The sequence below is a fragment of the Brevundimonas sp. R86498 genome (assembly GCF_044598075.1).
Classification (GTDB): Bacteria; Pseudomonadota; Alphaproteobacteria; order Caulobacterales; family Caulobacteraceae; genus Brevundimonas.
Window position 1 is genome coordinate 3,097,501 of record NZ_CP139004.1, and the last position, 13,174, is coordinate 3,110,674.

Below are 13,174 nucleotides of genomic sequence, written 5' to 3' on the forward strand. Positions count from 1 at the left end.
CAGGACCGCAAGACATCATCGGCAAGGGCACCAGAGGCACCCCTCGTTCTCGTCCGACGATTCGATTGAAGCGCGGAGACTACCCGCAACACGCAAGGAAGGCAACGCAATTGACGAGAGGGCGAGGACCCGTGTCCCGGCCCTGCGCCCCCTCCCCGGTCCACACCGGACGGGCTCCGCATCGACCCCCGCGGGCCGCAACGGACCTTGCCGGGCTCCCTCGGAAGCCCGGCATCGGGTCGACATGGGACTGGTCCGGCGACGATGTCCGCGCGTGCCCGGGGAACCCGGTCACGCGCAGACGTCGCGAGCCGGGACTAGAAGAACAGGCGCACGCTTGCGCTGATGTTCCGCCCGGGCAGGGTCTGGGCGAAGAGGTAGCCGGACGCCGGAAGCGTGGCGGCCGAGACTTCCGTGATGGCCATGGTGTCGAACAGGTTGTTGGCGTGAAGCGACACGACGACCCGGTCGACCGGACGGACCTGGAAGAAGGCGTTGACCGTGGTGTAGCCCGGCATTCTCAGCCGGTTGGTATCCTGGGTGTAGCTGCTCGTCGTTCCGACGATGCTGGCCCCGACCGTGAACAGGTCGGTGTCGTACTGCGGGACCAGCTGGTAGATCAGCTTGGGCTGACGGCGCGGGATACCCCCGACCAGGGCGGCATTCTCCGCCTCGAGGATTTCCGCCTCGGTCGCGGTCGCCCCGGCCGTGAGGCTGAACGGACCGTGGCGAATCCCGCCTTCAAACTCCGCGCCGTAGGCGGAGTAGCCGCGCGTGACCAGCTGGATCGTGGTGGCACCGGTGGCATCTGGCACGATCTGGGTATTCGTCTCGCTGACCTCGGCCCAGAAGCCGGTCAGGTTGGCGAACAGACCGCCCGAACGGAACTTGAAGCCGCCTTCCGCCTGGGTGACGGGGTCGTAGGACGAACTGTCGTTGACGAGACCGCCGGCCGGATTCAGGGCTGCGGTGCCGACAATCTTGTCCGCAGCGGCCCGTCCGCCCTCACTGTAGCGCGCGAACGTCGAGAGCGACTGGGAGATGCGGTAGTTGGCGCTGATGGAATACGACACATAGTCGTAGTCATAGTCGACCGGTGTGGCCCGCGGGGTCATCGAGAAGCGCTGCTCGAGGGCGGAGATCACGCCATCGCCATTGGCGTCGATGGCCCGGACGTCCGTCGCCAGACCGTTGTAGAAGGAGCCCTCGGCCTTGCCGGTTTCCAGACGAACCGATCCACCGATGGCGAGCTTGCCCAGACGATAATTCAGCGAGCCATACGGGGCGAAGATGTCGTAGGTGACTTCGTTTTCCTGGCTCGAATTGGCACCGCCGATGCCGGAGAAGGCGCTGAACCCACCCTGGGTTCTCAGGGTCCCGTTCAGATTGACGATGTCGAGCGGCGCGACATTGCCGCCGCCGACGACATCCGAAAGATACGGCGTGTACTGGCGATCGAAATCGACTTCCTGTCTGGCGTTGTAGATCCCGACCGTCCCGGTCACTTCACCACCGGCCATGTTCCAGACGCGGCTGGCACGGATATCGCTGGTGAAGTTGTTCAGGCTCTGGATGTCGCGGTTGGCCACGATATTGGAGGAGACCAGACCGTTGCCGTTCAGGGCCGCGGGATTGGTGATCACCTGACCGGTCTGCGGGCCGGCGGCATAGACAAGCTGGCCCGGCACGGCACCCGTGGCCGAAGCCGCCGGCAGGATGGCCAACGGATAGTTGGTGCGAATGCTGCCCGAATGCTCCGAGTACCGCATGTGCTGCGCGATGGTCCAGCCCATCACATTGAACCGGCTCTGGAAACCGATGGACCGGGCCTGCACATGCGTGCCGTCCTGCGGCCGGGTGCGGGTCAGTTCATTGTCCCCGTTCAGATAGGGCAGTGTGACAGCTGCATTGGAGTACAGCGTGCTGGTCGTGACCGGGAAGTTGGTGATGCTCGAGTAGTCGGGATCGTCGTTCGTGCCCGAAACGGCCAGGGGGACGATCGCATACTGCGTATAGGTGTCGTCCAGCCACTTGCCTTCAAGACGAAGGAAGCCACCGTCGAACTCCTTGGTGACGTTGAACTTGATCTGACCGCCACCATTGCCGTTGAAGCCGGTGTCGCGCAGGCCCTCGCCTTCGCGATAGAAGCCGCCGACATGATAGCGCAGCGTGTCGCTCAGGTGACCGCCGACCGAAAAGTCCGCGCGATAGGTCTCGTAGTTCAGGCCGGTCGAGAACTGGACCGAGCCCCCTTCGACCTCACCGGTGTTGGAGATCAGGTTGATCACGCCACCGGGCGCGTTGGAGGCGAAGGTCGACGAGGATCCGCCGCGGATCGAACTCGATCTGGCTGACGTTGAAATCGGCGCGCAGGAAGATGTCCGGCGTCAGCGACAGGATGTCGCCGAACTGAAGGACGGGCAGGCCGTCTTCCTGGAACTGGAGATATTTGGCACCGCCGCCGACGAGCGGCAGGCCACGGACCGTATAGCTGCCGTTGCCTTCACCGGCACCGGCCTCGGCGCGGATGCCCGGCACGGTGCGCAGCAGGTCGCTCAGCGAGGTCGCGTTGATCTTGACGATCTCGCTGGTGCTGACGGAGCTGGTCGATGTGGCACTGTCCAGACGGTCGCGGGCGCGGGCGACGCCCGTTCCGACCATGTCGTCATTGGCGCGGATCCGGCTGGCTTCCCAGGCGGTCAGGCGCGCGGGCTCTTGCGGGGTCTGGGCCAGCGCCGGAGCGGCAATCATAAGCGGCAGAACAGCGGCAGAAAGATACAGGTACTTCACGGAACCTCCAAAGACTGAAATCGTTCAAACTCATTCTGAGCTGAGCGTTCTGGAGGTTGCGTGTAGAGCTTTGCCATTAACAAGGACTGAAACTTTTCCTGTAGAAATACCTATTACTATACAATGATTTTAGTTCTCAATATAACAGAAACCGCTATTACTCTACCTTGCAGTTAACCATGCAGAGCAGTCTGCTTCTCATACTCAAACGCAGTGTTCATCAGCCACAAGATAACCATGCAGAAATGGCCTGAACCGGGCGCAGTTCAGGCCATCGTGCCGGCTCGCCTGGCGAGCGCGTGATCTTGAGGTGATGGCGGGCCCCGGCAGCGGCCCGCCTGAAGCGAGCGAGCGCTAGAACTCGTCCCACTCTTCCTCGGCGGACTGGCTGAGCGCCAGATTGCCCGAAACCTGCGGCACGGAACGCCGGGAGTTGCTCGCCACGACGGACGGGGCCGCGGCCTGACCCGCTTGCCCGGACTGCCCCCGCCCGTCCCGGGCCGACTTGACCCGGAAGCGGGACACCAGGGTCGCCAGTTCGTCCGCTTCGGTGGCCAGCATCCGGGCGCCGGCCGTGGCTTCCTCCGCCATGGCCGCGTTCTGCTGGGTCATGTTGTCCATGCTGGCAACGGCCCCGTTCACCTGCTTCAGATTGTCGGCCTGGGTCTGGGCCCCCTCGGCAATCTCGGTGATCAGGGAGTTGGTGTCGCTGATCTTGGAGACGACGCGGGCCAGCATCCGGCCGGTCTCCCCGACGCGGTCCACCCCGTGCTTCACCTCCTCGGAGGACTTGGTGATCAGGCCCTTGATGTCCTTGGCGGCGTCGGCCGTGCGTTTGGCCAGCTGACGCACCTCGCCGGCCACCACGGCGAAGCCCCGGCCGGAATCCCCGGCCCGTGCGGCCTCGACGCCGGCGTTGAGCGCCAGCAGGTTGGTCTGCAGGGCGATGGCGTCGATCATGTTGATGATCTCCGCGATCTCCTGGGACCCGGTTTCGATCGCCCCCATGGCCACGATGGCCTCATCGACGATGGTCCGCCCGTCCGCCGCATCGCCATTGGCGACGGTGATGGCGTCCTGGGCGTTGGTCGCGCTGCGGGCGGTCTCTCCGACCATCCGGGTCACCTGGTTGGTCGCCGAGGTCGTTTCCTGCAGGCTGGAGGCCTGCTGTTCAGTGCGGCGCGACAGGTTCTCGGAGGCCGAATAGATCTGCGTTGCGCTGGACCGGACGCTCTGCGCGGAGGCCGCGACGCCGGAGATGCTCTGCTCCAGGCCTTCCACGGCGACGTTGAAGGACTTGCGCAGGCGCTCGTACTCGGGTGCGAACGGCGTATTGATCAGGTGGGTCAGATCGCCTGCGGCCAGAGCCTCAAGGGCGGTGTCCAGCGCCTCGACGACCTGCCGCTGGGCCTCATCGGCCTCGGCCTTGCCGCGTTCGGCGTCGGCCTTGGCCATGTCGGCCAGGGCCTTGGCGGCATCCGCCTCGGCCTTGGCCAGCGCCGTGTCACGGAACACCAGCACCGCGCGCGCCATGTCACCCAGTTCGTCGGCACGATCAGAGTCGACCACGATCTCGTTGTCGCCCTTGGCGAGCTGATTCATCGCCTCGGTCAGCGTGGTGATCGGGCGGGCGATCGTGCGGCTCAGCAGAATCGACAGGGTCACGGCGATCGCGATCAGGGCGATACCGCCGATGATCAGGGCGATGATGGCCGTCACAATGGCCGCCTCCTGGCGCGCGCCGTTGGCGGCGGTCAGTTCAGCCTCACCCTCGCGCAGCTCGCGCAGCGGCAGCACGGCGGCGCTGACCAGAACGGCCGAGCCCGCATCCCGCACTGCCTGCTGGGCCTCATCGCGGCGCCCGGCGCGGACAGCGGCAATCATGGCGTCACCCCAGTCACGCCGCCAGGCGAGGGTCGCGACTCGCGATCGCTCCAGCAGCTCCTGCTTGGCCGGGCCCTCGAGGAGGTCCTTCAGGGTCACCGCGACCTGGTCATATTCCGCGCGCCCCTCATCATAGGATTTGAGGTAGGTTTCATCCCCGGTGACCAGAAAGCCGCGAAACTGGCTGTTCTGACGCAGGATCGCCGTCTCCAGCGACATGGCATGCGCCTCGATCGAGCGGCTGAGATTGTTGCTCTCGTTCGAGCTGCGAATCATCAGGATGGTCGCGAAGAACACCGCCATCATGACCGCTGCGGAAACGCAGATCAGCACAAACGATAGACTGAGCTTTCGCGGTATTCTCATAGCTGAAATCACGGTGCGCTAGTCCACTGGTTCTGGTTGAAGCCAAGCCTGGTTAACGTCGATGACCGCCCCTGAACCCGACGAATCCCGGAGCCTGAAGAAGCAACCGGGGGCGTCGCGGGCCAGGAAAAGTCCCGAGTTCCCGACCGTCGACTAGCGGGTCTCTGCTGAATGGATGATTAATGTCGGCAGTAATGGCCATTTCTGCCCTGTCCCCCGACTTGCGAACACACGCCAACTCTTCCGGTTCATCTGACGTTAAATGAATCCCGATAGTTGTTGAGGCGTAGACCAGTTGTAAGTAGAAATACTTATTTGGCTCACGACTCACACGGATACTTCTGTTGCCTTTAGATCCGAAGAGTTTCGCTTGAGACTTTCGGGGAGCTTGTGCTTATGCGGATCGTCGTTTCATGAATAATCTCGCGACGGCATCTGACGATCATGAGTTTCTGAAGCAGGCACGGCGCTGCCGCGCCATGGGCTCGAACTTTGTCGCTTCGGTCCTCGAGGCGGCGGATCGGCAACTCCGGCATGCGCCTGTCACCGAGTCCGACGATTCTCGGCCTGGCCGGGAGATCCTGCCGCCGCGGCCCTGGCCATGCGCGTCAACGGCGCCCTCCACGCCCTTGCCCGCCGCGGCACGCCACAGTGCCTGGCGGAGCTGTACGGCGGCGAGCATAATGATTTCGACGGCGCGATTGCTGCGGCCTTTGCCCAGCAGGATGATTTTATCGCCCACTGGATCCGGACGCCGACCCAGACCAACGAGGTCGCACGGGCTGCGGCGATCATGTCCGCCCTGATGACCGTACCGCTCGCCCGGCCCATGCCGTTCGAGTTGCTCGAACTGGGGTCGAGCTGCGGCCTGAACCTGAATCTCGCGCGCTACGCCTACAAGCTTGGACCGGTCTCGGCCGGCGACCCGGCGTCCGCCGTGCGGATCGAGCCCCAGTGGCGCGGCCTGGCCCCTCCCCTTGCGGCCGTGTCGATCGCAGCCGCGCGTGGTGTCGACCTGCAGCCGCTGAACGCCGCGAGCGCGGACGATCGCGAACGGCTGCTCTCATTCGCCTGGGCCGACCAGCCCGCCCGGTCCGGACGTCTGGAGGAGGCACTGCAGATCGCCATGACCCATGCCCCGCGCGTGGATCGCGGCGACGCGGCGACCTGGCTGGCCCGACGACTCGATGAGCCCCAGAAGGCCGGGCGCTGCCGGGCGGTCGTGCACAGCATGGTCCTTCAGTATCTGCGCCCCGAGGAACAGGCCGACATCGCCGCGACCATCGCCGCTGCGGGGGCCCGGGCCACCGACGACCGGCCGCTGGTGCGCATCAGTTTCGAGTGGACGCCCGACCGTCGGGAGGTCCAGCTGTGCCTCGAGCGCTGGCCGACGGGCACGACGACTGTGCTGGCGCGATGCGATCCCTATGGGGACTGGCTGGAATGGCTGGGGACGAGCCCCGCCTGAAGCCTCCCCTCCCCTGACGGCGATGCGGAGGCCCCGGGGACCGACCCCGGGGCCTGCCGGTCTCAGACGGCGGGCGGCGCGGCCCCATCCCTCGGTTGATGGGTCCGGATCCAGGAATAGAGCATGGATCCGCCGATCAGCAGCAGGGTCGCCAGCAGGGACCATTGCGGTTCCAGATAGGGCACCAGGGCCTCGCCGGTCAGATCCTGCCAGCCCTTGTAGAGCCCGAAGTTCCAGATGATCTTGACCCCGATCAGGACCAGCACCAGCGAGAGGCCGTACTTCAGGTATTTGAAGCGGGCGACCGCCTCGGCCAGCATGAAATACATCGACCGCAGGCCCAGGATCGCAAAGATGTTCGACGTGTAGACGATAAAGGGGTCCTTGGTGACGGCGAAGATCGCCGGCACGGAGTCCACGGCGAAGATCACGTCGACCACCTCGACCATGACCAGGGTCAGAAACAGCGGTGTCGCGAACAAGACCAGCCGGCCTGTGCCCCGGGGGTCCGGCCGCCTGACGAAGAAGTTGTGGTTCTCGATCGTGTCCGTGACCCGCAGACGTTTCCTGAGGAATTTCAGCACCGGATTCTGGTGGAGGTCCATCTCGTGGTCACCGCCGAAGACCATCTTCCACCCGGTGAAGATCAGGAAGGCGGCGAAGATGAACAGGACCCAGGTGAACTCGTTGACGATCGCCGCGCCCAGTGAGATGAAGATCGCCCGGAAGACGATCGCGCCCATGATCCCCCAGAACAGGACGCGGTGCTGGTACTCGCGGGGAACGGCGAAGAAGGTGAAGATCATGCCGATGACGAAGATGTTGTCGAACGCCAGCGCGGTCTCGAGCAGGTAGCCCGTAAAATACTGCAGAACGGCCTGCTGATTGAGGTTGTCCGGGCTCATGTAGTAGGCCGGATCGGGCGCGTATACGAAGTAGACATAGCCGCCGAACGCGATGGCGAGGGCGGCGAACGAGGCCCACATGGCGGCCGACTTCTTCGCCGATACCACGCCGTCCTTGTTGTTCACGACCCCGAGGTCGATCCACAACAGGAAGCCGATAAAGGCGAGAAACCCCATCCACAGCCAGACCGGCTGGCCGGCATAGGCCGCGCCAAGAAACGGTAGAGACTCAAGCATCCCGAACCCTGAAATTTTGAAAGTGGCGTTGCGTTGCGCCGTCCATGCGGGGATCCGACATCGCAGCCGACGCCTCGGCTGCCAGAGGGGCCCGGACCCGTGGAGACGTGCTGGATGCAGCGTTACGCGAAACGCGTCAATGGGGCGTTTGGCCCCGCTCGAACGCCCGGAGATGCGAGTTCTCGCTCGCTACGTCCGATTCTGACGTACCGGGCGTCCAGAATGCCCATTCATGACGCCCGGGTCCGTTCCGACATTCGGCACCCACCGGCACAGGCCAGAAGTGCACTTTTGTGCACTCATTTTTCCCCGTGTGTTCCGTGGTCGTCGGTCGATCAACCCTCAAGGTCGAGCGAATAGCCCGCCGACCGGACCGTCCGGATCGGATTGGCGCTCTCGTCAACGTTGAGCGCCTTCCTCAGGCGGCCGACGTGCACGTCCACGGTCCGCGCCTCAACGTAGACGTCGGATCCCCAGACCGCGTCCAGCAGCTGTTCGCGGCTGAACACCCGGCCCGGATGGCGCATGAAGTGGTCCAGCAGCCGGAACTCGGTCGGACCCAGGTGAACCTCCTTGCCGGCGCGGCGGACGCGGTGGGCCACCCGGTCGATGATGATGTCGCCGTGACCGACCCGGTCATCGGCCAGACCGGGCCGGATGCGTCGCAGGACCGCGCGGATGCGGGCGATCAGCTCGGTCATCGAGAAGGGCTTGGTCAGATAATCGTCGGCACCGGTGTCGAGACCCCGGACCCGGTCCGATTCCTCGCCCCGCGCCGTCAGCATGATGACCGGCAGGTTGCGGGTCTCGGGACGGCCGCGAAGGCGGCGGCAGACCTCGATGCCCGACACCTTGGGCAGCATCCAGTCCAGCAGGACCAGATCGGGCTGACGCTCGTCGATCTGGACCAGTCCCTCCTCCCCGTCGGCGGCGACGACGACGTCATAGCCCTCCTTTTCGAGGTTGTACTGAAGCAGGGTCGCCAGGGCGTCCTCGTCTTCCATCACCAGAATATAAGGCTGCACGTCTCAGTCTCCGTCGTCGTCGTGTTGCCGTCAGGGGGCTGGCGGGGTGGGCAGATGCCCGCTGTCGGCATCCCAGTCGCCGGGCGTGGGGGTCCAGCGCGGCCGCTCCCCCGTCATCTCGTCGCCGGTGATCTCGTAGTGGATGACCTCGGCGATATTGGTCGCATGGTCGCCGATCCGCTCGAGGTTCTTGGCCATGAACAGCAGATGGGTGCAGGCGCTGATCGTGCGCGGGTCCCCCATCATGTAGGTCAGCAGTTCCCGGAACAGGGCGTTGTAATGCTCGTCAACCTCGTCGTCGGAGGCCCAGACCGCCATGGCGCGGTCGATCTCGGAGGCGGTGTAGGCGTCCAGCACGTCGCGCAGCCGCATCGACACCAGCTTGCCCATCCGCTCGATCGATCGGGTCAGCGGCTGCATCGGCTCGGTCTCGGCGAGACTCAGCGCCCGCTTGGCGATGTTCTTGGCCAGGTCGCCGGTGCGTTCCAGATCGACCGAGAGCTTCATGGCCGCCAGGGTCTTGCGCAGGTCACTGGCCACCGGCTGGCGCAGGGCGATCAGCCGGATGGCCTTCTTCTCGATGTCGCGGTGCATGGCGTCGACCTTGGCGTCGCGCTCCACCACCGCCCGGGCCAGGGCGATGTCACGCCGCGCCACCGACTCGACCGCGTCCGCCACCTGCGCCTCGGCAAGGCCACCCATGCGGGCGACCTCGGCCGTCAGCTGGTTCAGTTCGTCGCCATAGGCCTTGACCGTGTGCTGGTTCATCAGGGTTCCTAGCCGAACCGGCCGGTAATGTAGTCCAGCGTGCGCCGTTCCCGGGGGTTCGTGAAGATCTCCTCGGTCGGCCCGGTCTCAACCAGACGCCCCATATGGAAGAAGGCCGTCAGCTGCGACACCCGCGCCGCCTGGGCCATCGAGTGGGTGACGATGACGATGCAGTAGCGCTCGCGCAGTTCGTCGATCAGTTCCTCGATCCGCGCCGTAGCAATGGGGTCCAGCGCCGAACACGGCTCATCCATCAGGATGACTTCGGGGTTCACGGCGATGGCACGCGCGATGACCAGCCTTTGCTGCTGGCCGCCTGACAGGCCGGTCCCGGCGGAATGGAGGCGGTCTGCGACTTCATCCCACAAGCCGGCCTTCTTGAGGGCGCTCTCGACCACGCCGTCCATCTCGGACTTCGACGTCGTCAGGCCGTGGATGCGCGGACCATAGGCGACGTTCTCATAGATGGTCTTGGGGAAGGGATTGGGCTTCTGGAACACCATCCCGACCTGGGCGCGCAGCAGCACCGGATCGACTGACCGGGCATTGATGTCGTCATTGTCCATCAGGATCTTGCCGGTCACCCGGGCCCCCTGGATGGTGTCGTTCATCCGGTTCATGCACCGCAGGAAGGTCGACTTGCCACAGCCGGACGGGCCGATGAACGCCGTGACCGTCTTGTCCGGAATGTCCAGGCTGACCTCGTGCAGGGCCTGCTTGTCGCCGTAGAAGACCGACACATCGCGCGCGGCGATCTTGGTCGGACCGGCCGGCCCGGCCGGGGATTTCACGGCGGGCGTGCGACCGGCAAGAGCGCCGCCGTCCGGTGCCTGTTCGGGCTCGGCCGTCAGCACGGATTCGTCCCGCGCCTCGCCGGAGACCGGCGCGGTGGCAGCACCGGGCAGGACCTGCCCGCCCATGCGCGGAGTTTCGGTCGGATCCACCGGACCACCACCTTCACGCCCATCAGGGCTGCGGAAAAAGGGAAGTTTCATTGTCTTACCACCGGCGTTCAAAGCGCCGGCGCAGCAGGATCGCGGCGGCGTTCATGACGACCATGAATGTGAGGAGCACCATGATGGCGGCGGCCGTCCGCTCGTGGAAGGCGCGCTCCGAGGCGTTCTCCCAGATATAGACCAGCGACGGCAGGGCTCCGGCAGGCTCCGTAATGGCACCCGGGATGCCCGGCACGAAGCTCACCATACCGATCAGCAGCAGGGGAGCCGTCTCGCCCAGCGCATGGGCCATGGAGATGATGGTTCCGGTCATCACGCCCGGCATGGCCAGAGGCAGGACGTGGTGGAACACCGTCTGGGTGCGGCTGGCCCCCATGGCCAGGGCCGCTTCGCGGATCGACGGCGGGACCGCCTTCAGCGCCGAACGGGTGGCAATGATGATGGTGGGAAGGGCCATCAGGGCCAGAACCAGACCGCCGACCAGCGGTGAGGACCGGGGCAGATGCGCCCAGTTGATGAACAGGACCACGCCCAGCAGGCCGTAAACGATCGACGGCACGGCCGCGAGATTGTTGATGTTGACCTCGATCAGGTCGGTGATCCGCCCCTTGCGGGAGAACTCTTCCAGATAGACGGCCGCTCCGACCCCCAGCGGAATCGCGATGAGGGCCGTGACCAGCAGCATCAAGGCCGAGCCCACGACGGCCCCCAGCACCCCGGCCAGCTCCGGCTCGGTCGAGTCGCCATTGGTGAAGAGCTCGCTGTTGAAGCCGGTCTTGACGGCTCCCGACGCCTTCATCTCGTCCAGCCAGTCCATCTGCCGGTCGGTCAGCCGCCGCTCGTCGGCCGCGATGTCCCGGGTGATCTTGCCCTTGTAATAGAGGTCGGCCTCGTCCGAGACGGGCGCGGTGATCTCGACGGTCTGCCCCACCAGCGACGGATCGTTGCGGATCAGGTCCGCGGCCTCGAACTTTAGCTCCGACGACAGCAGGGTCCGATAGGCCGTGGTGACCGACCCCTGGGCATCATCGGCGATGCCCATCCGGGACAGCTGCTGCTGCGCCACCATCTGCTGGAAGTTGGTGCCCTGCGGATAGGTCCGATCGATGCGCGCCGGGTCCATATAGACCGGCAGGGTGATCTGGTTGGAATAGAAGGCGGTATGTCCCTGCTCGATGATCCGGCCCAGCAGCAGCAGCAGGAAGCTGATGGCCACGCAAACAGCCAGCACGCCGTACAGCTTGAAGCGCCGCTCGCGGGCATAGCGTGCCTTCAGGCCGGCCTTCAGCCGGCCGTCCCGCGCCACGCCGGTGGATTGAGACGCCTCAGTCATACTGTTCACGATAGGTCTGCACGATCCTCTGGGCGACGACGTTCAGCATCAGGGTCACCAGGAACAGGGTCAGCCCCAGGCCGAAGGCCGCGAGGGTCTTGGGACTGTCGAACTCCTGATCGCCGGTCAGCAGGGTCACGATCTGAACCGTCACCGTAGTGACGGTGTCGAGGGGGTTCAGCGTCAGATTGGCGGCCAGACCCGCCGCCATGGTGACGATCATGGTTTCGCCGATCGCGCGCGACATGGCCAGCAACAGGGCCCCGGCGATGCCTGGCAGGGCGGCCGGCAGGAGGACACGCTTGACCGTCTCGGATTTGGTGGCCCCCATCGCATAGGAGCCATCACGCAGGGACTGGGGCACCGCATTGATGATGTCGTCAGACAGCGAGGACACGAACGGGATCAGCATGATCCCCATCACCGCCCCGGCCACCAGTGCCATCTGGTTCTGGACCAGCAGCAGATACTGGCCCAATCCATCCAGCGGGCCGCCGACCAGCAGGGCTCCGATCCCGTTGAAAAACTCGCGGAAGGCGGGGCCTACGGTCAGGGCGGCGAAGAAGCCGTAGACCACGGTCGGGACCCCGGCCAGGACCTCGAGCACCGGTTTGACGATCCCGCGCGACACCGGGCTGGCATATTCCGAAAGATAGATCGCCGAGAACAGCCCGACCGGTGCCGCGACGATCATGGCGATCAGCATGATGAGGAAGGTGCCGGCGAACAGCGGCACGGCCCCGAAGGCCCCGGTCGATCCGACCTGGTCGGCCCGGATCGCGATCTGCGGGCTCCACTGCAGGCCGAAGAGGAACTCGGTCACCGGAACGGCCTGGAAGAAGCGCAGGCTGTCCCAGAGCAGGGAGAACACGATCCCGACGGTGGTCAGAATCGCCACGGCCGAACAGGCGAACAGAAGTCCCCCGATCCAGCCCTCGACCCGATTGCGCGCGCGCAGCGTGGGCCGGATCTGTGTCCATGCGAACAGTCCCCCCATCAGCACGGCGAGGATCGTGGCTGCCACGCCGCCCCACGTCAGGGTCTGGCTGATCCGCGCCGACCGCGCGGCTTCGGTGACCAGGGCATCGCCCAGCAGACCCGGCCAGACCTGAAAGGCAGCCTGTCCGGCACCCACGAGACGGGCATCGTTAAAAAACGCCTCCCGGCGGAAGGGCTCGAGGGCCATGACGGCTTCCGGCGCACCGGCCACCAGGAGGTTGTGGGCCAGCGGCCCGGAAAACACGCCAGCCAGCAGGGTGACGGCCAGCGCCGGCACAGCCACCCAGATCAGGGCGTAATAGCCATGCTGCTCCGGCCGCGAGTGGGCCGTTGCCACGCCGGTCACGCTGGCGCGCCGCCGGGCCAGTGCTGACCCCGCGAAATAGGCAAGCACGCCGGACGCGGCCGCAAGGAGAATCAGAAACCAGATCATCAGGCCCTTG

The 13,174-nt window shown here is 65.3% G+C and carries 10 protein-coding genes; 1 reads left to right on the top strand and 9 read right to left on the bottom strand.

Annotated features, from left to right (window positions below; genetic code table 11):
• Positions 1 to 317 precede the first annotated feature (317 nt).
• From SJY26_RS15305 to SJY26_RS15315, 3 genes are all read right to left on the bottom strand, one after another.
• Positions 318 to 2,288: a TonB-dependent receptor domain-containing protein gene (locus tag SJY26_RS15305; RefSeq protein ID WP_396593845.1), complete on the bottom strand. Its 1,971-nt coding sequence runs from the start codon at positions 2,286 to 2,288 to the stop codon at positions 318 to 320.
• Entirely contained in the window at positions 2,260 to 2,790 is a 531-nt protein-coding gene (locus SJY26_RS15310) for a Plug domain-containing protein (protein ID WP_396593846.1), read from the bottom strand. Before SJY26_RS15310 ends, SJY26_RS15305 begins: the two co-directional genes overlap by 29 nt.
• A 354-nt stretch (positions 2,791 to 3,144) precedes the next feature.
• Positions 3,145 to 4,977 (bottom strand): methyl-accepting chemotaxis protein, encoded by a 1,833-nt coding sequence (locus tag SJY26_RS15315; RefSeq protein WP_396593847.1) that lies wholly within the window; start codon positions 4,975 to 4,977, stop codon positions 3,145 to 3,147.
• Between the two features lie 664 nt (positions 4,978 to 5,641).
• On the opposite strand from SJY26_RS15315, the gene SJY26_RS15320 reads away from it, so the two are divergent.
• Positions 5,642 to 6,508, top strand: coding sequence for a DUF2332 domain-containing protein (locus tag SJY26_RS15320; RefSeq protein WP_396593848.1), 867 nt, complete (start codon positions 5,642 to 5,644; stop codon positions 6,506 to 6,508).
• Between the two features lie 62 nt (positions 6,509 to 6,570).
• Here the strand turns inward: SJY26_RS15320 and SJY26_RS15325 are convergent, their stop codons facing one another.
• From SJY26_RS15325 to pstC, 6 genes are all read right to left on the bottom strand, one after another.
• Positions 6,571 to 7,650 carry a TerC family protein gene (locus tag SJY26_RS15325; RefSeq protein WP_396593849.1) on the bottom strand — a complete coding sequence of 360 codons (1,080 nt, stop codon included), beginning with the start codon at positions 7,648 to 7,650 and terminating at the stop codon, positions 6,571 to 6,573.
• Positions 7,651 to 7,985: 335 nt separating this feature from the next.
• Positions 7,986 to 8,675, bottom strand: coding sequence for a phosphate regulon transcriptional regulator PhoB (phoB, locus tag SJY26_RS15330; RefSeq protein ID WP_396593850.1), 690 nt, complete (start codon positions 8,673 to 8,675; stop codon positions 7,986 to 7,988).
• Positions 8,676 to 8,705: 30 nt separating this feature from the next.
• On the bottom strand, positions 8,706 to 9,443 hold the full coding sequence (phoU, locus tag SJY26_RS15335; RefSeq protein WP_396593851.1) for a phosphate signaling complex protein PhoU: 738 nt from the start codon (positions 9,441 to 9,443) through the stop codon (positions 8,706 to 8,708).
• 8 nt (positions 9,444 to 9,451) lie between these two features.
• Positions 9,452 to 10,438: a phosphate ABC transporter ATP-binding protein PstB gene (pstB, locus tag SJY26_RS15340; RefSeq protein WP_396593852.1), complete on the bottom strand. Its 987-nt coding sequence runs from the start codon at positions 10,436 to 10,438 to the stop codon at positions 9,452 to 9,454.
• Positions 10,439 to 10,442: 4 nt separating this feature from the next.
• On the bottom strand, positions 10,443 to 11,732 hold the full coding sequence (gene pstA / locus SJY26_RS15345) for a phosphate ABC transporter permease PstA (protein WP_396595783.1): 1,290 nt from the start codon (positions 11,730 to 11,732) through the stop codon (positions 10,443 to 10,445).
• On the bottom strand, positions 11,725 to 13,164 hold the full coding sequence (gene pstC, locus SJY26_RS15350) for a phosphate ABC transporter permease subunit PstC (protein ID WP_396593853.1): 1,440 nt from the start codon (positions 13,162 to 13,164) through the stop codon (positions 11,725 to 11,727). The genes pstA and pstC overlap by 8 nt, the downstream gene beginning before the upstream one ends.
• Between the last annotated feature and the right edge of the window lie 10 nt (positions 13,165 to 13,174).

What these genes read in the sequence shown, in the direction of transcription:
- SJY26_RS15315 (WP_396593847.1), bottom strand. Translation starts at nt 4,977, where the DNA reads ATGGCGGTGTTCTTCGCGACCATCCTGATGATTCGCAGCTCGAACGAG.
- SJY26_RS15320 (WP_396593848.1), top strand. Translation starts at nt 5,642, where the DNA reads ATGCGCGTCAACGGCGCCCTCCACGCCCTTGCCCGCCGCGGCACGCCA.
- SJY26_RS15325 (WP_396593849.1), bottom strand. Translation starts at nt 7,650, where the DNA reads ATGCTTGAGTCTCTACCGTTTCTTGGCGCGGCCTATGCCGGCCAGCCG.
- phoU (WP_396593851.1), bottom strand. Translation starts at nt 9,443, where the DNA reads ATGAACCAGCACACGGTCAAGGCCTATGGCGACGAACTGAACCAGCTG.
- pstB (WP_396593852.1), bottom strand. Translation starts at nt 10,438, where the DNA reads ATGAAACTTCCCTTTTTCCGCAGCCCTGATGGGCGTGAAGGTGGTGGT.
- pstA (WP_396595783.1), bottom strand. Translation starts at nt 11,732, where the DNA reads ATGACTGAGGCGTCTCAATCCACCGGCGTGGCGCGGGACGGCCGGCTG.
- pstC (WP_396593853.1), bottom strand. Translation starts at nt 13,164, where the DNA reads ATGATCTGGTTTCTGATTCTCCTTGCGGCCGCGTCCGGCGTGCTTGCC.